Raw genomic sequence first — 25,340 nt, 5'->3', positions numbered from 1 at the left:
TCGATCCAGAAGGTATATTTTGGAAGCCATCCGATTCCAGAATGGAACATCATGAGAGACCTCGACCTGACCACCCTGCGGCTCTTCGTGGCCGTCTGCGAAACGCGCAGCATTGCGCGCGCCGGCGAACAGGCCGCCATCGTCGGCTCGGCCATCAGCAAGCGGCTGGCCCAGCTGGAGGAAACCGTCGGCACGCCGCTGCTGCTGCGCAAGCGCCGGGGCGTGGTGCCCACGCCTGCCGGGGAGACGCTGCTGGAGCACGCCCGCGCGATGCTCGGCAGCGTGAACCGCATCGAGCGCGACATGGCGGCGTATGCGGGCGGCGTGCGCGGGCACGTGCGCATCCTCGCCTCGGCATCGGTCATGGCCGAGTCGCTGGCCGAGGACGTGGCCGACTTCCTGCAGGACCCGGCGCACCGCAACATCCGCGTGGACATGGAAGAGCGCGTGAGCCCCGAGATCGTGCGCGGTATCCGCGAGGGCAGCGCCTCCATCGGCCTGTGCTGGGACGCGGCCGACCTCGAGGGCCTGGAGCGTCGCGACTACCGCTGCGACCACCTCGCCATCGTGGCGCATCCCTCCCACCCGGTTGCGCAGCGCGAGAGCGTGCGCTTCGAGCAGGTGCTCGACCATGAATTCGTCGGCATGCCGGCGCTGAGCGCCGTGCAATTGATGCTGGCGCGCGAGGCGGCGGTGGCGGGCAAGCCGCTGGTGTACCGGGTGCTGGTGTCCAACTTCGATGCGGCGCTGCGCGTGGTGCGCGCGGGGCTGGCGATCAGCGTGGTGCCGGCCGAAGTGGCGCGGCCCTTCGCCGAAGCCTTCGGGCTGCGGCTGATGCCGTTGACGGACGCCTGGGCGCGGCGGCGCTTCGCGATCTGCTTCCGGGGCGACACGGAACTGTCGCCCTCGGCGCAGTTGCTGGTGGCGCATCTGGAACGCCGTGCCACGGACTGATTCGACCGAATTAGGAAACTATTCGTTGTGGATCGTCGGGTTTTTGTTTCGATTCGCGCAACCTAATATTCGAGGCATTCAGCGCTGTCACCCATCCACACACAGTCGAATCACACAGAGAAAGCCCGCCACCATGTTCCGCAGAACCCTCCTCTCCTCCGCCCTCGCCCTCGCCCTCGGTTTCAGCCTCACCGCCCAGGCCGCCCAGCCGCTCAAGCTCGAGGTGTACAACCCCGGCGCGAAATCGATGTTCCCCGTCTCCTCGGAGATCGTCACCGGCCAGACCGACGCGGTGGTCATCGACGCCCAGTTCCAGCGCAACGACGCCGAGGCGCTGGTGCAGAAGATCAAGGCCACGGGCAAGAAGCTCACCACGGTCTACATCAGCCACAGCGATCCCGACTACTACTTCGGCCTCGACGTGATCCAGGCCGCCTTCCCCGACGCGAAGATCGTCGCCACGCCGCAGACCGTGGCCGCCATCCAGGCCTCCAAGGACGGCAAGCTCGCGCACTGGGGCCCGGTCCTGAAGGACAACGCGCCCAAGGCACTGGTGGTGCCGCAGCCGCTGGCCGGCGACAGCATCGAGCTCGAGGGCCGCAAGATCCAGGTCGTAGGCCTCGACGGCCCCACTCCCGAACGCAGCTTCGCTTGGATTCCCTCGCTGAAGGCGGTGGTCGGCGGCATCCCCGTCTCGGCAAACATCCACGTGTGGGTGGCCGACACGCAGACGCCCGAGTCGCGCCGCGACTGGATCAGGACGCTGGGCCGCATAGAGGCGCTGCATCCGAAGACCGTGGTGCCCGGCCACTACCTGCCGAACGCGAACGGCAGCGCGCCCTACTCGCTCGCTTCGGTGAAGTTCACGCGCGATTACCTGAAGGCCTTCGAAGTCGAAGCCGCCAAGGCCAAGGACTCGGGCGCGCTCATCGCCGCGATGAAGAAGCGCTACCCGAAGCTGGAAGACGCCTCTTCGCTGGAACTCGGCGCGAAGGTCATCAAGGGAGAAATGAAATGGCCGCAATGAACGACGCACGAGGCGCAGGCGCGACGCTGCACTACATCTTCGACCCGCTGTGCGGCTGGTGCTACGCCGCCGCGCCGCTGGTCGATGCGGCGCGCGAGGTGCCGGGCCTGAAGGTCGAGTTCCACGGCGGCGGCATGATGACCGGCGCCAACCGCCGGCCGATCACGCCGCAGTGGCGCGACTACGTGCTGCCGCACGACCACCGCATCGCCGAGATGACCGGCCAGCCCTTCGGCGAGCGGTATTTCGAGGGACTGCTGCGCGACACCGGCGCGGTGATGGATTCCGAACCGCCGACCACCGCCATCCTCGCGGCCGAGTCGCTGCGCCCGGGCGGCGGGCTGGACATGATCCACGCCCTGCAGCGCGCGCACTACGTCGATGGCCGCCGCATCGCCGACGTGGAGGTGCTGAAGGCGATCGCCGCCGAACTCGGCTTCGACGCACAGGCCTTCGCATCGGCCTTCGAGCGCCAGTCGGGCGAAGCCACCTCGCGCCACATCGCCGAGAGCCGTCAGTTCCTGCAGCGCGCGGGCGGCCAGGGCTTTCCCACCTTCGTGCTCGTGCAACCCGACGGCAGCGCCGGCCGCGTCGACATCGGTCCCTGGCTCGGTCGTGCGGGCGAATGGAAGGCGCAGCTTGCGAACGTGGCCGGGGCATCGAAGCCAGCCCCGGCAGCCACGGACGCCTCGGCGCCGGCCTGCGGGCCCGACGGCTGCGCCATCTGAGAGAAAAAGCTCCCGGCTATCTCGCCACGCCCAGCAGCCGGTCGAGCACCTGCGGCTGGGAGCGCAGCGAAGCGGCACTGTCCGTGTGCACGATGGTGCCGTGATCGAGCACCACCGCCTCGTCGGAGATCGCGAGGATCGCCTGCGGGTGCTGCTCCACGATGATCGCGGCCAGGCCCTCGTCCTGCGTGATGCGGCGGATGGCGCGCAGCAGCTCTTCCACGATGATCGGCGCGAGCCCTTCGAGCGGCTCGTCGAGCAGCAGCAGCCTGGGGTTGAGCACCAGCGCGCGGCCCACGGCCAGCATCTGCTGCTCGCCGCCCGAGAGCTGCGTGCCCAGGTTGGTCTTGCGCTCGGCGAGGCGCGGGAACATCTCGTAGACACGCTGCGGCGTCCACTTGCCCGGCCGCTCCACCGCAGTGAGGTTCTCGTGCACGGTGAGCGACTTGAAGATGTTGCGCTCCTGCGGCACCCAGCCGATGCCGGCCGCCGCGCGCTGGTGCGGCGCGAGCTTGTGCAGCGCCTGCCCGCCCAGCGTGATGCTGCCGCCGTGCTGGCGCGTCGCGCCCGCGAGGGTGTTGATCAGCGTGGTCTTGCCCGTGCCGTTGCGGCCCAGCAGCGCGAGCGTCTGGCCCTCGCCGAGCGCGAATGCCACGTCGTGCAGCACTACGGCCTCGCCGTAGCCGGCGCTCAGGTTTTCTATTTTCAGCAGCTCAGACATGGGCGGCCTCTCCGTGGCCCAGATAGACCTCTTTCACCTTCGGATCGTTGGCGATGGTCTCTGGGTCGCCCTCGGTCAGCAGCGTGCCGTTGACCAGCACCGTCATGCGGTCGGCGAAGCTGAACACCAGGTCCATGTCGTGCTCGATCAGCAGCACCGACACGTCGGCCGGCAGCGCGGCCACGGTCTGCAGCAGCTCCTCGCGCTCGCCGGCGGGCACGCCGGCCACGGGCTCGTCGAGCAGCAGCACGCGCGGCTCGCAGGCCAGCGCGATCGCGATTTCGAGCAGCCGGCGCTTGCCGTAGGCCAGGTGCTTCACCTGCTGCTGCGCCACGTCGCTCAGGTGGAACTGCTCCAGCAGCTGCGCGGCACGCCCGGCGATGGCCTTGCTCGAACCCAGCGGCTTCCACCATTGCGCGCCCGCGCCCTGGTGCTGCGACACCACCAGCGCCAGCGTCTCGAGCGGCGTCATGGAATCGAACAGCTGATTGATCTGGAAGGTGCGTACCAGCCCGCGCGCCACGCGCTTGTGCGGCGCGAGCTTGGTGATGTCCTCGCCCATCAGCGTGATGCGGCCCTCGGTGGGCGTGAGCACGCCGGTGAGCTGGTTGATGAGCGTGGTCTTGCCCGCGCCGTTGGGGCCGATGAGCGCATGGCGCGCGCCGCGCCGGAGTTCCATCGACACGTTGTTGGTGGCGGTGATGCCGCCGAAGCGCATCACCAGGCCGTGGGTGGAAAGCACGGTTTCGCTCATGCCGCACCGCCTTTCTTGCCGCCCGCGCCGATCCAGGTCCAGGGCTTGAGCAGCCGGTCGCGCCCGACCAGCACCAGCAGCACCAGGATCAGGCCGATCCAGAACATCCAGTACTGCGGCGTCACGGCCGACAGCCAGGTCTGCAGCAGCTTGAACACGATGGCGCCCGCCACGCCGCCATAGAGCCAGCCCACGCCGCCGATGACCAGCATCAGCAGCACGTCGGCCGAGCGGTCGAAGGCCAGCACGTCGAGCGAGGCGAAGCCGGTGGTCTGCGCGAGCAGTGCGCCGGCCGCGCCGGCGATGCCGGCCGCCACGGTGTAGATCACCACCAGCCGCGACACCACCGGGATGCCGATGGCCATGGCGCGCAGCCTGTTGTCGCGGATCGCTTTTAGCGTGGCGCCGAAGGGCGAATGCACGAGGCGGCGCATGAGCAGGAACAGCACCAGCATCACCGCCAGCGAATACCAGGCGGCCGTGCGGCCGTAGAGGTCGAACTCGAACATGCCGAGCACCGGCCCCATCACCACGCCCTGCAGGCCGTCGGCGCCGCCGGTGAGCCAGTCGAGCTTGTTGGCGAGTTCGAGCAGCAGCAGCGCCGTGCCCAGCGTGACCATCAGCCGCGTGAGGTCGCTGCCGCGCAGGATCGTCACGCTCGCCACCATGCCCAGCAGCGCGGACAGCACGGTCGCGAACAGCAGGCCGACGGTCGGGTCGGGCATCACCAGCTTGGCGAACAGCGCCGCGGCATAGGCGCCAAAGCCGAAGAAGGCGGCATGGCCCAGCGACACGATGCCGGTGTAGCCCAGGATCAGGTCGAGCGACATCGCGAACAGCGCGACGATGGCGATCTCGTTGACCAGCAGCGAGTGCGAGGGCATCACGAGCGGCAGCGCGAAGGCCGCGGCCCAGACGACGAATTCGAGCGGGCGCCAGCGCGCCTTGCGCAGCAGGGCCGACTGGAAATCGGCGACGACGGGAAGAGGCGCGCTCATTCAGCGTCCTCCCTTGCGCGTGAAGAGGCCCTGCGGGCGCCACATCAGGATCAGGATCATCAGCAGGTAGACAGTGAAAGCGCCCATCTTCGGAATGAAGTACTTGCCCGCCACGTCGGCGATGCCCAGCAGCAGCGCCGCCGCGAGCGGCCCGGTGATCGACGAGGTGCCGCCGACCGACACCACGATCAGGAAATAGATCATGTACTTGAGCGGGAAGGTCGGATCGAGCCCCAGGATCTCCGCGCCCAGCGCGCCGCCCAGGCCCGCGAGGCCCGAGCCCACCGCGAAGGTCAGCAGGAACACGACGTTCACGTTGATGCCCAGCCCCGCCGCCACGCGCGGGTCGTCGACCGCCGCGCGCAGCCGGCTGCCGAAGCGCGTCTTCGAAAGAATGAGCTGCAGCACCACCGTGAGCACCGCGCACACGCCGATGATGAAGAGCCGGTAGTGCCCCATGCCCAGCAGCAGCGCGCCGTCGCCGATCTCGGTGCGCCCGCGCAGCCATTCGGGCAGCTGCACGTTCTGCTGCGAAGAGCCCACGAAGTAGTCGACCGCCGCCACCGCCATGAAGGCCAGGCCGATGGAAAACAGCACCTGGTCGAGATGCGGCTTGCCGTACATCGGCCGGTAGAGCGTTCGCTCCAGCACCGCGCCGGCCAGCGCGACGACGATGAAAGCGAGCGGCAGGCACGCAAGGAACGGCACGCCCAGCTTCTGCATGGCGAACACCGTGAGATAGCCGCCCGCCATGGCGAAGGCGCCGTGCGCGAGGTTGATGAAGTTCATCAGCCCCAGCGTCACGGCCAGGCCGACGGCGAGCACGAACAGCAGCATGCCGTAGGCGATGCCGTCGAAAAGAATGGTGAGCATGCGAGGGTCTTCGATGCAGTCGCGAAAGCGGACAGCCGAACGCAGAAGGAAGACAAAAACTACGCGAAAGTCGCAGAGAAAACCATCTTTGGTTTCCTTCTGCGACTTTCGCGGAACCTTCGCGACTTCTGCGTTCGGCTGCCCGATCCCGTATTACTTGGCTTTGCCCGGGTCCTTGACGCCCTTGATCACGTCGAATTCGACGTTGTAGAGCTGCCCGTCCTTCTTCTCGACCTTGCGCAGGTACACGTCCTGCACGATGTCGCGGGTCTGCGCGTCGATCAGCACCTGGCCGCGCGGGCTTTCGAAGACCTGGCCCTTCATGGCCGCCAGCAGCGCCTCGCCGCCGCCCTGGCCCTTGGTGGCCTTGAGCGCTTCATAGATGACGCGCATGCCGTCATAGCCACCCACGGCCATGAAGTTGGGACGCATCTTGGGGTTGGCCTTCTCGAAGGCTTCGACGAACTTCTTGTTCAGCGCCGAGGGGTGCGCGGCCGAGTAGTGATGCGAGGTGACCACGCCCAGCGCGCCGTCGCCCATGTCGTTGAGCTGGTCGTCGTCGGTCACGTCGCCGGTGGCGATCATGCGGATGCCGGCCTTGTCCATGCCGCGCTCCAGGAACTGCTTCATCACCGCGGCGCCGGCGCCCGAGGGCACGAAGACGAAGAGCGCGTCGGGCTTCACGTCGCGCACCTTCTGCAGGAAGGGAGCGAAGTCGGGGTTGCGCAGCGGCACGCGCAGCTTGTCGAGCACCTTGCCGCCGTTGAGCTGGAAGCGCTCGGTGAAGAACTTCTCGGCGTCGTTGCCGGGGCCGTAGTCGGCCACCAGCGTCACCACGGTCTTCACGCCGTTCTTCGGCGCCCAGTCGCCCATGGCCACCGACACCTGCGGCAGCGTGAAGCTCGAACGGACGATGTAGGGCGATGCCTCGGTGATGCTCGACGTGGCGGCGGCCATCACGACTTCGGGCGTCTTCGACTGGGTGGCGATGGGCGCCACGGCGAGCGCCAGGGGCGTCAGGCCGAAGCCGGCCAGCACGTTGACCTTGTCGTTCACCACCAGCTCCTGAGCCAGGCGCTTGGTCACGTCGGGCAGGCCGGTGTCGTCCTTGACGATGAGCTCCACCTTCTTGCCGGCCACGGTGTCGCCGTTCTGGGCCATGTACAGGCGCGCGGCGGCTTCGATCTGGCGGCCCGTGGAGGCCGACTGGCCCGTCATCGGAAGGATCAGGCCGATCTTGAACTTGTTGTCCTGGGCACTGGCCAGCGACATCGAAAGTGCAAGAGCCGACAGGGCGGCGGTCTGGATGAGATGGCGTCTTTGCATGTGTTTTCCTTAGAGGGGCGGAACGCGAACCGGAGCTATTTTCAACACTTTGCAACATCCGGCGCAGCAGGCAATCACCTAGCCGGCCACAGTCGCTGACCTTTGTTGCGCGATTGACAAATGAACTGCGCGATCATCGCGCAAGGCAGTCTTCGGCCCGTCACGGGCCGCTTTCATCAGCTGTCGGCGCGGTAGGCGGAATCGAGGGTGAGCGTGCCCACGGCGCGCGACACGCAGGCGCAGATACGGGTGGTCGATTTCTTCTCGTGCTCGCTGAGGAACACGTCGCGGTGGTCGACCTCGCCGTCGACGGCGATCACGTCCATGGCGCACAGGCCGCATTCGCCGCGCCTGCAGTCCGAGAGCGTCTGCACGCCCGCCGCATCGAGCGCGTCGAGCAGCGTGCAGTCGGCAGGCACGGTGATGGTCAGGTCGTGGCGCGGAATGCGCACCTCGAAGGACTGCGTGGCCAGCCGGCCGCTGCTGCCGAAGGTCTCGAAACGCAGGTCGGCGATGGGACGGCCCGCCGCCTGCCAGGCGCGCTTGAGGGCCTCGAGCATCGGCACCGGGCCGCAGGTGTAGAGCTGGGCGCCGGGCGGCAGCGCGGCGATGGCGGCTGCGAAGTCGATGGGTGCTGCACCCTCGTGGGCTTCGACGCCTTCGTCTCCCAGCGCCTCGCGCAGGTGCGGGAGGTAGCCGAACTCGTCGGCGTTGCGAGCGCCGTAGAGCATCTTCACCGGCACGCCGGTGCGCTTCGCATGCACGGCCAGCCGCTGCGCCATCAGCACCAGCGGGGTGATGCCGATGCCGCCGGCCACCAGCAGGTAGCCCGGGGCCGACAGGTCGAGCGGAAAGTGGTTCTGCGGCGCGCTCACCTGCAGGCGGTCGCCCACCGCGAGCCGCCACATCGCGAGCGAGCCTCCGCGGCCGTCGTCCAGGCGCTTGACGGCGATGCGCCAGCAGCGGCCGTCGCCCTCGCCCACCAGCGAGTAGGAGCGGGTCTGCACCCTGCCCTGCGCCGTGAGCACCTGCACCTGGAGGTGGGCGCCGGGTTCATGGGGCGCGGCGAATCCGCTCTCGGGGCGCAGTTCGAACTCGCGCACGGTGGGTGTCACGTCGCGCAGAGCGACGACCTGCGCCTGCATCCATTGAAGATCGCTTTTCATCGGGGAACACCAAGGGAGAAAAAGAAAGAAGCAGGAAGAGGAAGGGAAATCAGCCGCGCCGGCGGATCAGCTGCACGCCCGGCAGCGGACGCTGCTCGGCGGTGGGCGTGCCGTGCAACGCTTCGCGCAGGTTGCGCCGCGCGATGCGGCTGTGTTCGCGCATCAACGCCTCGGCGCGCGAGCCCTCGCCGGACTCGATGGCATCGAGCACCTGCACGTGCTGGTCCTGCGCTACCACGAGCATGTCGCGCGCGGCCGGCGAATTGGCCTGCACCACGACGAAGCCCGAGGGCGAGGCGAAAGGCAGGTTGATCACGCGCTCCAGCTGCTGCGCGATGACGGGGCTGGCCGCCATCTCGCACAGCAGCGCGTGGAAGCGCTCGTTGTGCGTCACGTAGCGCGAGAAGGCGGCGTCGTCGAGCGCGGGCTCGCGCAGCAGTTCGTCGATGCGCTGCAGGCAGGCGCGCGCCTCGCGCAGCACCACCGGCGCGGCGCCGCGCTCGGCCGCGAGCCGGGCCACCAGGCCTTCGAGCGTGCCGCGCAGTTCGATGGCGTCGGCCACGTCGCGTTCGGAGAAGGTGCGCACCGCATAGCCGCCGTTGGGCAGCGCCTCGAGCAGGCCTTCCTGTTCGAGCCGCATCAGCGCGGTGCGCACCGGCGTGCGCGACACGCCGAGCTGCTCGGAGATCGCCACCTCGGCGATGCGCGCGCCGCCGGGCAGCTCGCCCGCGAGGATCATCTCGCGCAGCCGCAGCTGCGCCTTCACGGCCTGCGAGCTGCCGCTGTCGCCGGGCTCGGCGGCAGCGGAGACGGCCGCGACCTTCACACGGCTCACGCGGCCTCCTTCTCGGCCGGCCGGATCGGGATCGCCGCGCGCGCGGGCCTCTCCTTCTCGACCATGCGGTCGATCAGCTTGCGCGCCCACATCGAGCCGGCGTCGATGTTGAGGTTGTAGAACTGGTGGTCGGGGTGCTCGTCGATGGCCTTCTGCTGCGCCTCGAGCACGAGTTCGTCCTCGCGGAAGATGCCGGCGACGCCTTCGCGCAGCTCGTGCGTCAGGCGCTGCTCTCCCAGGCAGTAGTTGCGCGCGAAGGCCCAGAAGTACAGGCAGGTCTTGTCGGTCTCGGGCGTGATGGTGTTGAGCACGTAGCCGTTGACGCCCTTGCTGCGGTCGCCCGGGTTTCCGTCGGAGGGCACCGCGCCGCTGCCGGCCTCGGCCACGCCGACGTCGATGTTCACCGTGCACGGGCCTTCGAATCGGATGATCTGCCAGCGGTCGACCTTGCCGGTGTAGCCGCGCGCATGCCTGATCTGGCCGCCCCAGAACGGCGGCGGATCGATGTTCTCCATCCACCGCGTGACGGTGGCCGAGCGGTCGCCGTGCGTGGCGACGAAGGGCGCCTCGGCCACTTCGCGGTTGCCGATGGAGGAGCCGTGCACGAAGGTCTCGTGCGTCAGGTCCATGAGGTTGTCGACGACGAGGCGGTAGTCGCAGTGGACCCGGATCATCTTGCCGTCGCCGGCCCAGGCCGGGTCGTCGTTCCAGTGCATGTCGGGGATGAGCGCCGGGTCGGCCTTGGCCGGGTCGCCGGGCCAGATCCACACGAAGCGGTGCTTCTCCGCCACCGGGAAGCTGCGCACGCAGGCCGAGGGGTTCAGCGTTTCCTGGCTGGGCATGTGGGTGCAGCGGCCCTGGCTGTTGTAGACGAGGCCGTGATAGCCGCAGACCACCTCGTCGCCTTCGAGCCGGCCCAGCGACAGCGGCATCAGGCGGTGCCAGCAGGCGTCTTCGAGCGCGGCCACCTGGCCGTCGGTGCGGCGAAAGAGCACCATTTTCTGGTTGCAGATGGTGCGTGGCAGCAGCGCGTGGCGCACTTCGACGTCGTAAGCGGCGGCATACCAGGCGTTCAGGGGGAAGGCAGTCGTGGGCGTTTTCATGAATACTCAATGTATACAGAAATGGCGAAATTTCCAGCGAAATTGAGCAATTCGAGGGTAAACACCGAGTTTGCTGTATACAGTAATTAACGTTTCTCAGGCGCTACGATGTTCCGTTCGTTCCTCCCAGATCACGACGGAGTCATCCATGTCACAGCACGCCGCCTTGCCTGCCCGCTACGACCACGTGGGCAGTTTCCTGCGTCCCAAGTACCTTCTCGAAGCCCGTGAGCAGAATGCCAAGGGCGAAATCACGCCCGAGCAGCTTCGCCTCGTCGAGGACAAGGCGATCACCGAGATCGTCAGGTTCCAGGAAGACATCGGCCTGAAGAGCATCACCGACGGCGAATTCCGCCGCACCTACTTCCACATCGACTTCCTCGACCAGCTCGGCGGCGTGAAGACTGACATCCCGGTCACCATCCGCAAGCCCGACGGCACCGAAGAGCTGGCGCCGCCCGCGATGCGCGTGATCGACAAGGTCCGCCACGTCAAGGACATCCAGCTGGCCGACTTCCAGTACCTCAAGAGCCAGGTGTCGGCGGGCCGCACGCCGAAGGTGACCATCCCCTCGCCGACCATGCTGCACTTCCGCGGCGGCCGCGCCGGCATCAGCAAGGACGCCTACCCCGAGCTCGACCCCGCCTTCTACGACGACGTGGCCAAGGCCTACGGCGACGAGCTGCGCTCGCTGGCCGCCGCCGGCTGCACCTACGTGCAGATGGACGACACCAACCTCGCCTACCTGTGCGACGAGCACATGCGCGAGGCCGCCCGCAAGCGCGGCGACGACCCCAACGAACTGCCGCACCGTTACGCCGCCTTCATCAACAAGGTGGTGGCGCAGAAGCCGCCGGGCATGCTGCTGGCCATGCACCTGTGCCGCGGCAACTTCAAGAGCACGCACGCCGCCGCCGGCAACTACGAGCCGGTGGCGGAAGCGCTGCTCAAGGAGATGGACCTCGACGCCTACTTCATGGAATACGACGACGCCCGCTCGGGCGACTTCAAGCCGCTGCGCTACCTGCCCAAGGGCAAGACGGTGGTGCTCGGCCTCGTGACCACCAAGTTCGGCGAGATGGAAGACAAGGACGAGCTCAAGCGCCGCATCGAGGACGCCGCCAAGTACGCCTCGCTCGACCAGCTCGCGCTGTCGCCGCAGTGCGGCTTTTCCAGCACCGTGCACGGCAACAACATCGCGGTGGAAGCGCAGCGCAACAAGCTGCGCCTGGTGGTCGAGACGGCGCAGGAGGTCTGGGGCTCGACCTGAAGCCCGCTTTCTGTTGAAGTCGGGGCCCATGACGACTCACATCTACTCAGGCCCCCTCAGCATGTTCGGCGCCAAGGTCGAGATCGCGGCACGCGAGAAAGGCGTGCCCTTCGAACTGGTCATGGTGCCCTTCATCGAAGGCGACCACTATGAGCCCAAGCACCCTGAGGTGCTCCGGGTCAACCCGGTCAAGCAGCAGGTGCCGGTGCTGGTCGACGACGAGGTCTCGCTCTTCGATTCGACGCAGATCTTCGAGTACCTGGAAGACCGCTATCCCAGCCCCGCGCTTTGGCCCAAGGGCATTGCCGATCGGGCCCGTGCGCGGCAGCTGGAGCAGAAGTCCGACGAGGTCTTCTTCCCGAACGTGATCAAGCTCTTCGGCCTGCAGGAGGCCATGCAGAGCGCTCCCGCGATCGCGGCCTGTGCCGGTTGCGCGCGCTTCTACGAGGAGATGGAAGGCCTGCTCGCCACGCGCGAGTACCTGGCCGGCCCCTACTCCTTCGCCGACATCGCCTTCTACATGGCCTGCGTGTTCGCCGACCGCAAGGGCGCGGGCATGACCGAGGCCACGCCGCGCCTGCTGGCATGGCGCACGCGCGTGGGCGACCGGCCCGCGGTTCGCGCGTCGGTCGATCCGATGATGCGCTTCCTAGCCTCGCAGGGACGGGGCGTGCCGGCCTTCCTGCAGCGCTGAAGGGACACTGAAGGCACCGCGCCAGGCGCTGAGGCATCATCCCAGTCCATGCCGACCAAAGAGTTCGACTGGCTGCCTTCTCCCTCGCAGCACTTTCTCGTCGTCACTTTCGCGCTGCTGGTCTATGTGCTGACCACGCGCGCGCGCCGCGAGCAGCGCGCTCCCACCACCGCCATCGCCTGGGTCATGGGGCTGGTGCTGATGCCCTATTTCATCCTGCCGATGTACCTGCTGTTCGGCCAGCGCAAGCTGCGCCCGGCGGGCTCGCCCCGGCCGCCGCGCTCGGTGCCGCCGGGCCATTGGGCCGCCGACCTGATCGAGAGCTTCGGCCTCGCGCCGCCCGGGCGCAGCGCGATCCGCATGCATGCCGACGGCGAGGCCGCGCGCGAGGCGCTTTGGGAGGTGATCGACGGCGCGCGCGAGCGCATCGACGTGTGCACCTTCATCATCGGCGACGACCCGCTGGGCCACGCGGTGCTGGAGCGGCTTGCGCAGCGGGCGCGCGAGGGCATCAAGGTGCGGGTGCTGCTCGACGGCTTCGGCGCGCTTTCGCTGCCGCGCCATCACTTCGACCGGCTGCGCGCGGCGGGCGGCGAGGTGGCGGTGTTCCGCCCCTTCTTCAGCCTGCGCCGCATCGGGCCGCGCAACCTGCGCAACCACCGCAAGTTCACCATCGCCGACGACGGCTGGCTGTGGTCGGGCGGACGCAACCTCGCCGGCGAGTACTTCACCGGCAACGACGAGCATCCAGAGGCCTGGCGCGATCTTTCCTTTGACCTGCGCGGCAGCGTGGCGGCCGCGGCGGCGCGCCAGTTCGACCACGACTGGGCGTCGGTGCGCAGCCGCAAGGCGCGAGCCATCACCGCGCCCGATGCAGAGGGCCCTGGCACGGCCATGGCGCAGTTCCTGCCGAGCGGCCCCGACCAGACGGAAGACACGGCACACGCACTGCTGATCGACGCCTGCTTCCGCGCCGAGCACCGCATCCTCGCCATCACGCCCTACTTCGTGCCCGGCGACGGCCTGCGCGATGCCCTGCGGCTGGCCGCGCGCCGGGGCGTGCAGGTGACCATCGCGATGCCCGCCCGCTCCAACCACCGGCTGGCCGACTTCGTGCGCGCACGCGCCATGCGCGACCTCGCGCGCGCGGGCGTGAGCTTTCGCATGCTGCCCTTCATGGCCCACGCCAAGGCGGTGGTGGTCGACGAAGAACTCGCGATGTGCGGATCGATCAACCTCGACCTGCGCAGCCTGCTGCTCAACCACGAGGCGGCGGTCGTGTTCTACGGGCAGGACCACATCGAATGGCTGGCCGAGTGGATCGAAACCACGGCTTCGGCCGGCGAGCCCTATCGCGCGCGGCGCCCGGGGCTGCTGCGCGACGTGGCCGAGGGGCTGCTGCTCACTGTTGCTTTCCAGCTCTAGGCGCCCGAGGGCCGGAGCGGGGTCTGTAATCCAAGATGTACAGATGCAACAAATCTGAAACCAATTGAACAAGCACACTAAAATACCCACCGGTTTCGGGGATTGACAAACCTTCACGTCCCGCCGGGTCATCACCGGACGGGCACCGGCGGATCTCCCGGCACCCCCTGCCTGGCGGGGTAGCCCGCTCGGGCGCGACCCTTCACCGGGCCCCGCCGGAGCGCCGTTCGTGGAGTCTTGCGCCCCGGTCCCCGGGGAAAACCGATGCGAGCTTTCTTCTCGCTGCGCGCCCTGGCGAATCTGGCGAACCCGGCCCTGATGCTGGCGACAACGCTTTTCGCACTGTCCGGAATCCCGTCGACCGCCTTCGCCGCCATGGACGAGATCGGCCGGGCCGCCCCGAGCACCCATCGGCTGAAGTTCATCGTCGATCCCGAACTGGCCGCCGATATCGGCCCCGCTGAAGCCGGCCGCCGGCTCGCGCAGTACGTGGCCGACGTCAACACCGTGTTCACGCGCGAGACGGTGCGCAGCTTCTCCTTCGACCCCGCCGCCGACCTGCAGCTGGCCGCACCCGCCAACGCGCCGCAGTGCAGCTACAGCGGACTGGTCAACGGCGAGGTGGTGGTGTGCGTCTCGAAGTCCACCCGCGGCTACAGCCACGGCGGGCTCTCCACGAGCTGGACCTTCCCGCAGAAGGGCGTGGCCTGGAACCTGAACTGGATCGCCATCCACGACCCGCTGCGCCTGACGCGCGCCCCCACGCCGGGCGCGCCCGAGTCCACCGAGAAGGACTACCTCGCCCGCCAGCTCAAGACCCTGCTGCACGAGCTGGAGCACGTGTTCGGCGCGGGCTCGGGCGAGTACTACAACAGCGTCGCGGTGACCGACACCACCGGCGTCGCGCCCGTCACCGACCTCGCGCTGGCCAGCGACAGCGACCGCTACTGGTGGAGCCGCCAGCACTGGCGGCTCGACCCGCTGCTGGGCACCGTCTTCGAGCAGCGCCGCGACCCGCCCTCCAACCGCGTCGCCACGCTGGAGATGATCCGCTTCACCGAAGGCACCCGGGCCAACATCAATACCGACTGGACCGACTGGCCCAAGCTCGGCAGCTCGAAGTTCATGGCGGGCACCACCGCCACCCAGGTGCGCGTGGCCGACCGCGACACCGGCGCCGCCCTGCCCGGCGCGCAGGTGTCGGTGTGGCGCAACCCGGGCCTCGGCAAGCCTCTGGTGATGCTGTCGGCCGGCGTGGCCGACGCTGCTGGCCGCTACCAGTTCGACTGGGACTGCGGCTTCAGTTGCTTCGCCGTAGGCAAGACCACGCTGCTGGTGAAGGCGCGCTCGGCCAACCGCGCGCCCGGCGCGACCTGGTTCACCATCTTCGACGCCTTCGAGCAGAAGGCGGTGCACGGGCAGACGATGTTCACCATCGACCTCGCTCTCGGCAGCCCCGACACGACTGCGCCCACCGTGTCGGTGGCGGCGCCGTCGATGGCCACGGTGGGGCAGCTCACCGTCATCGCGCCCGCCGTGGTCGACAACGCGAGCATCGTCGGCGTGAAGGTGGTGGGCCGCGACAGCATTCCGATCTGCACTTTCACCGCCCCGCCCTACACCTGCAGCTGGACGCCGAGTGCGCCCGGCGTGCAGACCATCCGCGTGATCGCGCTCGATGCGGCCGGCAATTCGGCTGTGGCGTCGGCTAACGTGATAGTCAACGCGCCTTCGGACATCGTGCCGCCGGCCGTGGCGCTGGCGGTGCCGCCCAGCGTGCCGGTGGGCGTGCCCGCAAGGCTCTCCGCCAACGCATCCGACAACGTGGGCGTGGCCGAGCTGAAGTTCGTCGTCGACGGCAGGACCGCCTGCACGCTGCGCGCCGCGCCGTATGTCTGCGCATGGACGCCGAAGCGCCCCGGCGCCGCGAACATCGAAGTGCGCGCCATGGACATGGCGGGGAACATCGCCAGCACCTCCGCCGGCATGCGCATCGAGGGCCTGCGCGCCGAAGATCTCTGAAGCGGCTCAGTCCCGGTTGGTGAAGCTCGCGTTGCCCAGCCCGGTGCCGATGGTCAGCACGCCCCAGTGCCGCACGTCGCGCATGAAGGGCAGCTCGCTCAGGCCCTGCACCACCGCGTCGTTGTGCATCAGCACCAGCGTCGGGCCCGAGCCCATCATCGGCATGCGGCGCCACAGCTGGCTGGGCAGGTGGAAGGCGTGGCCTTCCCAGTCGCCCGGCAGGTTCTGCGCGCCGCGCGCAATGGAGCCGTCGGGACGGATCAGCCCCGGGCAGCCGATGCCGATAAACGGCGCGAGCCGGATCTTCTTGCGCTCGCTGTAGAGGATCATGTCGTGCAGCATGTAGGCGATGTGATCGACCATGCCGCCGCGGTTGGGGCTTTCGTCGGCATGTCGCCACTTCTCGCGCCGCACCACCTTCGCGAGCGAGAAGTCGGGCGCCTTGCGGTGGCGCGTCTTCACGATGCCGCAGCGCACGTTGGTGCCGCCTATGTCCACGGCAAGGATCGCGTCGTGCCCCTTCAGCATGGCCGGCGGCACCAGGTGCACCCAGCCGATCAGGCCGCCGTCGTCCACGTCGTGCGAGAGGCGCGCGATCTGCACGTGCACGCCCAGCTCCTCGAGGATTGCGCCGGTCTGCAGAATGGCGCGCTCGCCCACGTCGCTCTCTGGAAAGCCGCCCCCGATCACGATGCGCTGCACCTTCTTCCACGAGGGCTGGCGCATGAAGCGCTGGATGACCTGGGCCAGCTCCTGCGCGAACTCCTCGATGGCCACGTGCATCAGGTCGGTGGCTTCCGACGCCTTCTTCTCCTGCAGCACGCGGTCGAGTTCCTTCTTGCCGAGATCGCGCGAATGCGAGTTGCCCAGCGGATCCTTGCCCTTGCGGCGGCGGCGCTTGCGCCAGTGTTCGAGCAGTTCGCGGAACGCTGTCTGGCTGGCCTGGTCGCCGACGAAGCCGTCCTTGTCGCGCAGTTGGAGGCTGTAGCCGTCCACCTGCAGGCCGGGCAGTTCACGCAGGCCGTGGACGTCGGGGCCGGGAAGCGGGGCATCCTTCGCGGCCTGGGTCTTGGGGGTCTTTTTCTTCATCGCGGATCACTGTGATCCCGAACGGCCGCCAGCCCCATCGGCACCGCACACCAGGGCGTGTAGGAGATCGACGGGTACGCGCAGCGGGAGCTTGTCTATACACTGGCCCGGATGCACCTGCCCCGCAGCCTCCTGCGCGCCGCCCTGCTCTTCGCCCTCGCCTGGATTGCCCTGTGCGGCATCGCGCGGGCGGCGGACGAGACGTTGCGCGTCGGCTCCAAGCGCTTCACCGAGTCGTACATCCTCGCCGAGCTGCTGGCGCAGACGGCGGCGCCGCACACGGCCACGCCACCCGTCGTGCGGCAGGGGCTGGGCAACACGGCCATCGTGTACGAGGCGCTGCGATCCGGTGCCATCGACCTCTATGCCGAGTACACCGGCACCATCGCGCTCGAGATCCTCAAGGGCGCGCCGGCAGGCACGCGCGAGGAGATGAACGCCGCGCTCGCGCCGATGGGCCTGGGCGTGGCGATACCGCTGGGTTTCAACGACGGCTATGCGCTCGCGGTGCGCGCCGCCGACGCCGACCGGCTGGGCCTGCGCACGCTGAGCGACCTCGCGAAGCACCCGGAGCTGAAGTTCGGCCTGTCGAACGAATTCATCGGCCGCGCCGACGGCTGGAAGGGCCTGGCCGGGCGCTACGGCTTCACGCAGACGCCCACCGGCCTGGACCATGGCCTGGCCTACGACGCGGTGGCCGCGAAGCAGATCGACGTGATCGACATCTACACCACCGACGCCAAGATCGACCACCTCGGCCTGCGCGTGCTGGAAGACGACAGGAAATACTTTCCGCGCTACGACGCCGTGGTGCTCTACAAGCTCGACCTGCCCAAGCGGCTGCCCAAGGCCTGGGCCGCGCTGAAGACGCTCGAAGGCAAGGTCGACGAGCACGCAATGATCGCGATGAATGCGCGCGCCGAACTGCAGGGCGTGCCCTTCGACGTGATCGCGCGCGACTTCCTGGCGAGCGCGGGCGGCAAGGACGCGAAGGCGCAGCCGAAGGAAGAACGCCGGGGCTTCACGGCCAAGCTGTTCGGCCCCGACCTGTGGAAGCTCGCGCGGCAGCACCTGCTGCTGGTGGCGCTGTCGGTGGGCATCGCCATCCTCGTCGGCGTGCCGATCGCGATCCTGGTGTTTCCGCACATGCGGCTGCGCGCGGTGGTGCTGGGTTTCGCGAGCCTGCTGCAGACCGTGCCCTCGCTGGCGCTTCTGGCCGTGCTGATCTCGATGCTGGGCGCCATCGGCGCGCTGCCGGCGCTGATCGCGCTCACGCTCTACTCGCTGCTGCCGATCATGCGCAACACGGTGACGGGCCTGGCCGAGGTGCCCAACGGCCTGCGGCTGGCCGGCACCGCGCTGGGCATGACGCCGCCGCAGAGCCTTCAGTTGGTGCTGCTGCCGCTCGCGCTGCCCACGCTGCTGGCGGGCGTGCGCACGGCCACGGCGATCGCCATCGGCACCGCGACCATCGCGGCCTTCATCGGCGCGGGCGGCTTCGGAGAACGCATCGTCACCGGCCTGGCCCTCAACGACCGCGAACTGCTGGTGGCAGGCGCACTGCCGGCGGCGGCACTGGCCCTGCTGAGCGAAGGCGTCTTCGAACTAGTCGAATACCTCATGCGCAGGCGCCGCCGGGCACCGCCATCGTCGATGCCGACTTGACGCCGTCGCGAAGACGGGAGCGGACAGCCGAACGCAGAAGAAATACAAAGCTACGCGAAAGTCGCAAAAGAACCCGAACACCATTTTTTTGGTATTCCTTTCGCGCCCTCTGCGAAACCTTCGCGCCCTCTGCGCCCGGCTGCCCGCTCCCGCTCCCGATCCCGATCCCGATCCCCGATGCTCAGGCCAGCGTGTAAGCCGTCTTCACCGTCGTGAAGAACTCCTGCGCATAGCGGCCCTGTTCACGCGGGCCGTAGCTCGAGCCCTTGCGGCCGCCGAAGGGCACGTGGTAGTCCACACCCGCCGTCGGCAGGTTGACCATCACCATGCCGGCCTGGCTGTGGCGCTTGAAGTGCGTGGCGTACTTCAGCGAGGTGGTGGCAATGCCGGCCGAGAGGCCGAACTCGGTGTCGTTGGCCGTGGCCAGTGCCTCCTCGTAGTTCTTCACGCGGATCACGCTGGCCACCGGGCCGAAGATCTCTTCCTTGTTGATGCGCATCGTGGCGGCCGATTCGCTGAAGAGGGCCGGCGACATGTAGTAGCCGTCGGTCTCCAGCTTCAGCAGTTCGCCGCCGGCCGCCAGCGTCGCGCCTTCGCTCTTGCCGATGGCGACGTATTCCATGTCCTGGTCGAGCTGCGACTTCGACGAGACCGGCCCCATGTCGGTGCCCTGCGCGAGCGCGTCGCCCACCTTGATCTTCGCCATGCGTTCCTTCATGGCGGCGATGAACTTCGGATAGATGCCTTCGGTGACGATCAGCCGGCTCGACGCGGTGCAGCGCTGGCCGGTCGAGTAGAAGGCGCTCTGCACGCTGAGCTCCACGGCCTGCGCGAGGTCGGCGTCGTCGAGCACCACCTGCGGGTTCTTGCCGCCCATCTCGAGCTGCACCTTCTTGTGGTTGGTGACGCACTGCACCGCGATGTTGCGGCCCACGCCCACCGAGCCGGTGAAGCTGATCGCATGGATGCCGGGGTGGTTGACCAGTGCATTGCCGATCACGCTGCCGCGTCCCATCACCAGGTTGAACACGCCGGCCGGAATGCCCGAGCGGCTGATGATCTCCGCGATCGCCCACGCGCAGCCCGGCACGAGGTCGGCGGGCTTGAGCACCACGCAGTTGCCGAAGGCCAGCGCAGGAGCGATCTTCCAGGCCGGAATGGCGATGGGGAAGTTCCACGGCGTGATGAGGCCCACCACGCCCACCGGCTCGCGCGTGATCTCCACGCCGATGTTCGGCCGCACCGAAGGCAGCACCTCGCCCGACAGGCGCAGGCACTCGCCCGCGAAGAACTTGAAGATGTAGCCCGCGCGCGCGGCCTCGCCGATGCCCTCGGCCTTGGTCTTGCCCTCCTCGCGCGCCAGCAGCGTGCCCAGCTCTTCCTTGCGCGCGAGGATCTCGTTGCCGATCTTGTCGAGCGCGTCGGAGCGCGCCTGCACGCTGCCCGTGGCCCAGGCCGGGAAGGCCGCCGTGGCGGCGGCCACGGCGGCATCGACGTGCGATGCATCGCCCTGCGTGTACTGGCCGATCACGTCGGACAGGTTGCTCGGATTGACGTTGGGGCTGTAGCCGGCGCCTGCACGCCATTCGCCGCCGATGAGGTTGTCGAAGTTCTGCATCTTGGGTTCCTTGCTGCTCGATGGATGAAAAAAGAAAGAAAGAAGCCGGAGCGAGGGCTCCGGCTGCGGGATGTGAGAAACGGAGCCTACGCCTCTACCTGATCATGCAGGGTTTCTTGTTGTCGAAAGTCCACCCCGGGATCAAGTACTGCATCGCCTGTGCATCGTTGCGCGCCCCAAGGCCGTGCTTCAGGTACAGCTGGTGCGCCTTCTCGACCGCATCCATGTCGAGTTCCACGCCGAGGCCGCCGCGCGTGGGCACCTTCACGAAGCCGTCTTCGATCTTCAGCGGGTCCTTGGTCAGATGCTGGCCGTCCTGCCAGATCCAGTGCGTGTCGATGGCCGTCACCTTGCCCGGCGCGGCCGCCGCCACGTGCGTGAACATCGCGAGCGACACGTCGAAGTGGTTGTTGGAGTGCGAGCCCCAGGTCAGGCCCCAGGCCTGGCACAGCTGCGCGACGCGCACCGAGCCCTGCAGGGTCCAGAAATGCGGGTCGGCCAGCGGGATGTCGACCGACTGCAGCGAAAGGCTGTGCACCATCTCGCGCCAGTCGGTGGCGACCATGTTGGTGGCGGTGGGCAGGCCGGTGGCGCGGCGGAACTCGGCCATCACCTCTCGGCCCGAGAACACGCCCTCGGCGCCGCACGGGTCTTCGGCATAGGCCATCACGCCGTGCAGGTCGCGGCACAGGCGAATGGCGTCCTGCAGCAGCCAGCCGCCGTTCGGGTCGAGCGTGACGCGGGCCTTGGGAAAGCGCTCGTGCAGCGCGCGGATGGCTTCGACTTCTTCCTCGCCGCGCAGCACGCCGCCCTTGAGCTTGAAGTCGGTGAAGCCATAGCGTGCGTGCGTGGCCTCGGCCAGGCGCACGATGGCCTCGGGGGTCATGGCTTCCTCGTGGCGAAGACGGAACCAGTCATTGTCGGCGCCGGGATCGCTCTCGTAGGGCAGGTCGGTCTTCCTGCGGTCGCCCACGTAGAAGAGGTAGCCGAGCATCTGCACCGCGTCGCGCTGCTGGCCTTCGCCGAGCAGCGCCGCCACGGGCACTTCGAGGAACTGGCCCAGCAGGTCGAGCAGCGCGGCTTCGACGGCCGTGACCGCGTGGATGGTCACGCGCAGGTCGAAGGTCTGCAGGCCGCGCCCGCCGCTGTCGCGCCCGGCGAAGGCGCTGCGCATGCTGTTGAGAATGGCGTTGTGCCGGCCGATGGGCTGGCCGACGATGAGGTCGCGCGCGTCTTCCAGCGTCTGGCGGATCTTCTCGCCGCCGGGCACTTCGCCCACGCCGGTGTGGCCGGCGCTGTCGGTCAGGATCAGCAGATTGCGCGTGAAGAACGGGCCGTGGGCGCCGCTCAGGTTCATCAGCATGCTGTCGTGGCCCGCGACGGGGACCACGCGCATGCCGGTGACGACGGGGGCGCCTGACGGCGACGAAGTGGAATCTGAAAGCGTCATCGTTGAATCAATCCAAAACCTTTGCTGCCCCATTCGGGGAACACCGCGGAACCGGCTTTGCCGGGCCGCAGGTGTTGCCCCCGGCGAGGGGGTTGGCGAAGCGACACGAAGTGCGCGAAGCCTGGGGGAGTGCCATTAATCCGCGGTGATGTGGCGGGCTTCGATCAATGTCTTCCATCGCGTCCATTCGCGCAACTGGAAGGCGGTGAATTCCTCGGGCGTGCTGGCGACGATCTCCAGGCCCTGGTCGAGCATGCGCTTCTTCGTCTCCGGGTCCTGCATCGCCGCGATGACCGCGTCGCTCAGCTTCTTCTTCACGGCCGGCGGCAGGCCCTTGGGCGCGGCCATGCCCTGCCATGAATAGACCTCGGCGCCCTTCACGCCGGCTTCGGCCAGCGTGGGCACGTCGGGCAGCACCGGCGAGCGCTTGTCGCCCGTGACGGCGATGGCGCGCAGCTTGCCGCCGCGGATGTGCGGCAGCACCGCATTGACGTTCTGGAACGAGAAGTCGACCTGGTTGCCCAGCAGGTCGTTGACCGCCGGCGCGCCGCCCTTGTAGGGAACGTGCACGCCTTCGGTCTTCGTCTGCTGCCAGAAGAGCTCGGCCGAAAGATGGTCGGACGAGCCGTTGCCCGAACTCGCGAACGAGACCTTGCCCGGCGTCTTGCGCAGCAGCGCCAGCACGTCGGCCACGGTGTGCTCGGGTCGCGCGGCGTTCGCGACGAGCACGTTGGGGGCCTGAACTGGCACGCTGATGTAGTCGAAGTCCTTGGTCGCGTCGTAGGGCACGCTCTTCTGCAGGTGCGGGGTGACGACGAAGGCGCCGAGAGAGGAGACCAGCAGCGTGTAGCCGTCGGGCGCGGCGCGCTTGACCTGGCCGGTGCCGATGGTGCCGGTGGCGCCGGGCCGGTTGTCGACGACGAAGCTGCCGCCGAGCTTGGTCTGCAGTTGCAGCGCGATGGTGCGCGCGACCATGTCGGTGGAACCGCCCGCCGGGAACGGCACGATGATGGTCACGGGCTTCTGCTGGGGCCATGCATCGGCTTGCGCCGAGGCAGGCAGCGGCAACAACGCGACCGAGGCGGCCGCGAGGGCGGCCCCGAGAAGGACTCTCTTCTTCATTCGGACTAGATCCTCACGGCCTGACGGGCCAGCAGCTTCCAGCTGCCGCCCTGCTTCTGCCAGACGCCGAGGATCTTCAGCGCCACCTTGCCGGGCTTGCCCGAATCGTTGGTGTCGGCCGTGAGCGTGTGGCGCACGATGGCGGTATTGCCGTCGACCACCTTCACGGTCTGGTCGGTGATGGCGATGGTCACGAAGTCGGACTTGCCGTCGAGCAGGTCGGCGATGAAGCTGGTCTTGGTGTCGACCTTGCCGCCGGAGTGGCCGTAGCTGAGGTCGTCGGCCACCAGCGCGCCGAGCGCGGGGCCGGTGGGGTCGATCATCGCGATGCGCAGGCGCTCGGCGGCGGCGGCCACCTCGGGCGCGGCCGACGCGGCATTGCCCGAGGGCATCACCGAGCAGGCCGAGAACAGGGCCGCCGAGGCGGCGACCAGGAAGAGCTTCTTGAGGAACATGGCGTCTTGTCTCCGTTGTTGTGATGAGGGTCGGTTCGTCCGCCGGGTGCTGGCTTACTGCGGACCGAGCGAGTCGATCAGCGCCTTGAGCTGCTCCATCTCGGCGGGCTTCAGGTCGGTGAGCGGTGCGCGCACGGGGCCGGCGTCGTGGCCGACGATCTTCGCGCCGGCCTTCACGATGCTTACCGCGTAGCCCGGCACGCGGTTGCGCAGCTCGAGGTACGGCATGAAGAAGTTCTTCAGCAGGCGGTGCTGGGTCGGCAGGTCGTCGGCGGCGACGGCCTTGTAGAAGTCCATGGCGGTCTTCGGAATGAAGTTGAAGACGGCCGACGAATACACCGGCGTGCCCATCGCCTTGTAGGCGGCGGCATAGACCTCCGCGGTGGGCAGGCCGCCCAGGTAGGCGAAGCGGTCGCCCATCTTCTGGTAGATGGCGACCATGGCCTCGATGTCGCCCACGCCGTCCTTGAAGCCGACGAGGTTGGGATTGCGCTCGGCCAGCGCGGCCAGCGTGTCGGGCTTCAGGCGGCTGGTGGCGCGGTTGTAGACGATCACGCCGAACTTCACGCTCCTGCACACGGCCTCGACGTGCGCGGCCAGGCCTTCCTGGCCGGCTTCGGTGAGGTAGTGCGGCAGCAGCAGGATGCCGTGCGCGCCGGCCTTCTCGGCGGCCTGGGCGCACTGGATGGCGAAGCGCGTGGGGCCGCCGGCGCCCGCGATGATCGGCACCACGCCACGGCAGGTGTCGACCGCGGTCTGGATGATGCCGGGGTACTCGTCGCCGGTCAGCGAGAAGAACTCGCCCGTGCCGCCGGCCGCGAACAGCGCGCTCGCGCCGTAGGGAGCCAGCCATTCGAGGCGCTGCTGGTAGCCCTTCTTGTTGAAGTCGCCGTTGCTATCGAAGTCGGTCAACGGGAACGAGAGCAGGCCGGAGCCCATGATGGTCTTGAGTTCTTGCGGGTTCATCGGGAAGAGTCCAGTGAAGATTTGGGAAAGGAAAAAGATGGATGAGGCCGGTCAGTCGAGCCTGACGTTCGCCTCTTTGATGACCTGCGCCCAGCGCGCGCGCTCCTTGGCGAAGAACTGGTCCTGCTCGGGCGCGGTCATGGTCACGACCTCGGCGCCCTGGCCCGCGAGGCGGGCGCGGATGTCGGCGGTGCGGATGATGCGCACCAGCTCACGGTTGAGCCGGTTGACGATCGCGTCGGGCACGCCGCGCGCGGCGACCATGCCCTGCCAGGTGCCCGACTCGTAGCCGGGAGCGCCCTGCTCCGCGATGGTCGGCACGCTGCCGATCAGCGGCATGCGCGTGGCCTTGGACACGGCGATCAGCTTGAGCTTGCCGGCCTGCACCTGCGGGTAGGTGGCGAGCATGCCGTTCATGAGCACCTGCGTCTGGCCCGAGACGGTGTCGAGCACGGCCTGCACGCCGCCCTTGTAGGGCACGTACTCCCACTTGGCGCCGATGCGGCGCTGCAGCTCGATGCCCGCGAGGTGCGCGGTGCTGCCGCTGGCGGTAACGGCGAAGTTGAGATCGCTTTTCTTCGAGAGCTCGACCAGTTCCTTCAGCGTGTTCGCCTGCACCGAAGGGTGCACCACCAGCAGGTGCGGCGAATAGGCCAGCATGGAAACGCTGCGCAGGTCCTTCGACGGATCGAAAGGCAGCTTGGGATAGAGCGACGGGCTGATGGCCAGCGCGCCGAGGTCGCACAGCATCAGCGTGTAGCCGTCGGCCGGCGCCTTGGCCAGCAGGTCGGCGCCGAGGTTGCCGTTGGCGCCTGCCTTGTTGTCGATGACGACGGGCTGGCCCAGCGCCTCGGACAGCGGCTGGCTGATGGCCCGCGCGATGATGTCGGACGAACCGCCCGGCGGGTACGGAACGATGATCCGGATCGGCTTCGAGGGCCAGTTGCCGGTGCCGCCCTGCGCGCCGGCCGCGGCCTGCGCGAAGGAGCGCGCCGGCAGGCTGGCGGCCAGGGTGGTTGCCAGTGCGGCGCCGAGTGCGCCGCGTCGGGAGATGGTCATGCTGCCTCCAGTTGTTCGAT

General features: G+C 68.3%; 23 protein-coding genes. 8 read left to right on the top strand and 15 right to left on the bottom strand.

Annotated elements, in window-relative coordinates; genetic code table 11:
• Window positions 1-51: 51 nt before the first annotated feature.
• The 3 genes from ACAM57_RS10125 (at window position 52) to ACAM57_RS10115 (ending at window position 2,709) form a co-directional block, all read left to right on the top strand.
• Window positions 52-954: a LysR family transcriptional regulator gene (locus tag ACAM57_RS10125; protein WP_126024911.1), complete on the top strand. Its 903-nt coding sequence runs from the start codon at window positions 52-54 to the stop codon at window positions 952-954.
• 133 nt (window positions 955-1,087) lie between these two features.
• Complete coding sequence (locus ACAM57_RS10120; RefSeq protein ID WP_369661557.1) at window positions 1,088-1,981, top strand: MBL fold metallo-hydrolase; 894 nt, start codon at window positions 1,088-1,090, stop codon at window positions 1,979-1,981.
• The gene (locus ACAM57_RS10115) at window positions 1,969-2,709 is read left to right on the top strand and encodes a DsbA family protein (protein WP_369661556.1); all 741 of its coding nucleotides are present in this window, start codon (window positions 1,969-1,971) and stop codon (window positions 2,707-2,709) included. The genes ACAM57_RS10120 and ACAM57_RS10115 overlap by 13 nt, the downstream gene beginning before the upstream one ends.
• Window positions 2,710-2,725: 16 nt before the next feature.
• On the opposite strand, the gene ACAM57_RS10110 is transcribed toward ACAM57_RS10115, so the two are convergent.
• The 8 genes from ACAM57_RS10110 to ACAM57_RS10075 all read right to left on the bottom strand — a co-directional run bounded on the left by ACAM57_RS10110 (window position 2,726) and on the right by ACAM57_RS10075 (window position 10,485).
• Window positions 2,726-3,430, bottom strand: coding sequence for an ABC transporter ATP-binding protein (locus ACAM57_RS10110; RefSeq protein ID WP_369661555.1), 705 nt, complete (start codon window positions 3,428-3,430; stop codon window positions 2,726-2,728).
• Complete coding sequence (locus tag ACAM57_RS10105) at window positions 3,423-4,184, bottom strand: ABC transporter ATP-binding protein (protein WP_369661554.1); 762 nt, start codon at window positions 4,182-4,184, stop codon at window positions 3,423-3,425. The genes ACAM57_RS10110 and ACAM57_RS10105 overlap by 8 nt, the downstream gene beginning before the upstream one ends.
• Window positions 4,181-5,182 (bottom strand): branched-chain amino acid ABC transporter permease, encoded by a 1,002-nt coding sequence (locus tag ACAM57_RS10100; protein ID WP_369661553.1) that lies wholly within the window; start codon window positions 5,180-5,182, stop codon window positions 4,181-4,183. Before ACAM57_RS10100 ends, ACAM57_RS10105 begins: the two co-directional genes overlap by 4 nt.
• Complete coding sequence (locus ACAM57_RS10095; protein ID WP_126024905.1) at window positions 5,183-6,055, bottom strand: branched-chain amino acid ABC transporter permease; 873 nt, start codon at window positions 6,053-6,055, stop codon at window positions 5,183-5,185.
• 153 nt (window positions 6,056-6,208) lie between these two features.
• Window positions 6,209-7,381: an ABC transporter substrate-binding protein gene (locus ACAM57_RS10090; RefSeq protein WP_184641382.1), complete on the bottom strand. Its 1,173-nt coding sequence runs from the start codon at window positions 7,379-7,381 to the stop codon at window positions 6,209-6,211.
• A gap of 176 nt (window positions 7,382-7,557) precedes the next feature.
• Window positions 7,558-8,547, bottom strand: a complete 990-nt coding sequence (locus ACAM57_RS10085) for a 2Fe-2S iron-sulfur cluster-binding protein (RefSeq protein ID WP_369661552.1) — start codon at window positions 8,545-8,547, stop codon at window positions 7,558-7,560.
• Between the two features lie 49 nt (window positions 8,548-8,596).
• Window positions 8,597-9,373 carry a GntR family transcriptional regulator gene (locus ACAM57_RS10080; RefSeq protein ID WP_126024956.1) on the bottom strand — a complete coding sequence of 259 codons (777 nt, stop codon included), beginning with the start codon at window positions 9,371-9,373 and terminating at the stop codon, window positions 8,597-8,599.
• A gap of 5 nt (window positions 9,374-9,378) precedes the next feature.
• Window positions 9,379-10,485, bottom strand: coding sequence for an aromatic ring-hydroxylating dioxygenase subunit alpha (locus tag ACAM57_RS10075; protein WP_184641384.1), 1,107 nt, complete (start codon window positions 10,483-10,485; stop codon window positions 9,379-9,381).
• Window positions 10,486-10,633: 148 nt separating this feature from the next.
• Between ACAM57_RS10075 and ACAM57_RS10070 the strand changes: the two genes are divergently transcribed.
• From ACAM57_RS10070 to ACAM57_RS10055, 4 genes are all read left to right on the top strand, one after another.
• Entirely contained in the window at window positions 10,634-11,755 is a 1,122-nt protein-coding gene (locus ACAM57_RS10070) for a 5-methyltetrahydropteroyltriglutamate--homocysteine S-methyltransferase (protein WP_126024901.1), read from the top strand.
• A gap of 28 nt (window positions 11,756-11,783) precedes the next feature.
• Entirely contained in the window at window positions 11,784-12,449 is a 666-nt protein-coding gene (locus ACAM57_RS10065) for a glutathione S-transferase family protein (protein WP_369661551.1), read from the top strand.
• Between the two features lie 48 nt (window positions 12,450-12,497).
• The gene (locus tag ACAM57_RS10060; RefSeq protein WP_184641387.1) at window positions 12,498-13,874 is read left to right on the top strand and encodes a phospholipase D-like domain-containing protein; all 1,377 of its coding nucleotides are present in this window, start codon (window positions 12,498-12,500) and stop codon (window positions 13,872-13,874) included.
• A 264-nt stretch (window positions 13,875-14,138) separates the two neighbouring features.
• Complete coding sequence (locus ACAM57_RS10055; protein ID WP_369661550.1) at window positions 14,139-15,896, top strand: Ig-like domain-containing protein; 1,758 nt, start codon at window positions 14,139-14,141, stop codon at window positions 15,894-15,896.
• 6 nt (window positions 15,897-15,902) lie between these two features.
• Here the strand turns inward: ACAM57_RS10055 and ACAM57_RS10050 are convergent, their stop codons facing one another.
• Window positions 15,903-16,985, bottom strand: coding sequence for an ROK family protein (locus tag ACAM57_RS10050; protein WP_369661549.1), 1,083 nt, complete (start codon window positions 16,983-16,985; stop codon window positions 15,903-15,905).
• A gap of 111 nt (window positions 16,986-17,096) precedes the next feature.
• Here ACAM57_RS10050 and ACAM57_RS10045 point away from each other — a divergent pair, with 111 nt between their 5' ends.
• The gene (locus ACAM57_RS10045) at window positions 17,097-18,650 is read left to right on the top strand and encodes a glycine betaine ABC transporter substrate-binding protein (protein ID WP_369661548.1); all 1,554 of its coding nucleotides are present in this window, start codon (window positions 17,097-17,099) and stop codon (window positions 18,648-18,650) included.
• Window positions 18,651-18,831: 181 nt separating this feature from the next.
• On the opposite strand, the gene ACAM57_RS10040 is transcribed toward ACAM57_RS10045, so the two are convergent.
• The 6 genes from ACAM57_RS10040 to ACAM57_RS10015 all read right to left on the bottom strand — a co-directional run bounded on the left by ACAM57_RS10040 (window position 18,832) and on the right by ACAM57_RS10015 (window position 25,320).
• Window positions 18,832-20,268 carry an aldehyde dehydrogenase family protein gene (locus ACAM57_RS10040; RefSeq protein ID WP_369661547.1) on the bottom strand — a complete coding sequence of 479 codons (1,437 nt, stop codon included), beginning with the start codon at window positions 20,266-20,268 and terminating at the stop codon, window positions 18,832-18,834.
• A gap of 94 nt (window positions 20,269-20,362) precedes the next feature.
• Window positions 20,363-21,718, bottom strand: coding sequence for a glucarate dehydratase (gudD, locus tag ACAM57_RS10035; protein ID WP_369661546.1), 1,356 nt, complete (start codon window positions 21,716-21,718; stop codon window positions 20,363-20,365).
• A 135-nt stretch (window positions 21,719-21,853) separates the two neighbouring features.
• Window positions 21,854-22,840 carry a tripartite tricarboxylate transporter substrate binding protein gene (locus ACAM57_RS10030; RefSeq protein ID WP_126024893.1) on the bottom strand — a complete coding sequence of 329 codons (987 nt, stop codon included), beginning with the start codon at window positions 22,838-22,840 and terminating at the stop codon, window positions 21,854-21,856.
• A gap of 5 nt (window positions 22,841-22,845) precedes the next feature.
• Window positions 22,846-23,295 carry a nuclear transport factor 2 family protein gene (locus tag ACAM57_RS10025; RefSeq protein ID WP_126024892.1) on the bottom strand — a complete coding sequence of 150 codons (450 nt, stop codon included), beginning with the start codon at window positions 23,293-23,295 and terminating at the stop codon, window positions 22,846-22,848.
• Window positions 23,296-23,349: 54 nt separating this feature from the next.
• Window positions 23,350-24,261 carry a 5-dehydro-4-deoxyglucarate dehydratase gene (gene kdgD, locus ACAM57_RS10020; protein ID WP_126024891.1) on the bottom strand — a complete coding sequence of 304 codons (912 nt, stop codon included), beginning with the start codon at window positions 24,259-24,261 and terminating at the stop codon, window positions 23,350-23,352.
• A gap of 51 nt (window positions 24,262-24,312) precedes the next feature.
• A complete protein-coding gene (locus ACAM57_RS10015; protein WP_369661545.1) occupies window positions 24,313-25,320 on the bottom strand; it encodes a Bug family tripartite tricarboxylate transporter substrate binding protein in 1,008 nt (335 codons plus the stop codon).
• Between the last annotated feature and the right edge of the window lie 20 nt (window positions 25,321-25,340).

Source organism: Variovorax sp. V15, assembly GCF_041154425.1.
In the GTDB taxonomy this organism is placed as follows: Bacteria; Pseudomonadota; Gammaproteobacteria; order Burkholderiales; family Burkholderiaceae_C; genus Variovorax; species Variovorax guangxiensis.
This window is presented reverse-complemented; position numbering and strand designations above follow the sequence as displayed.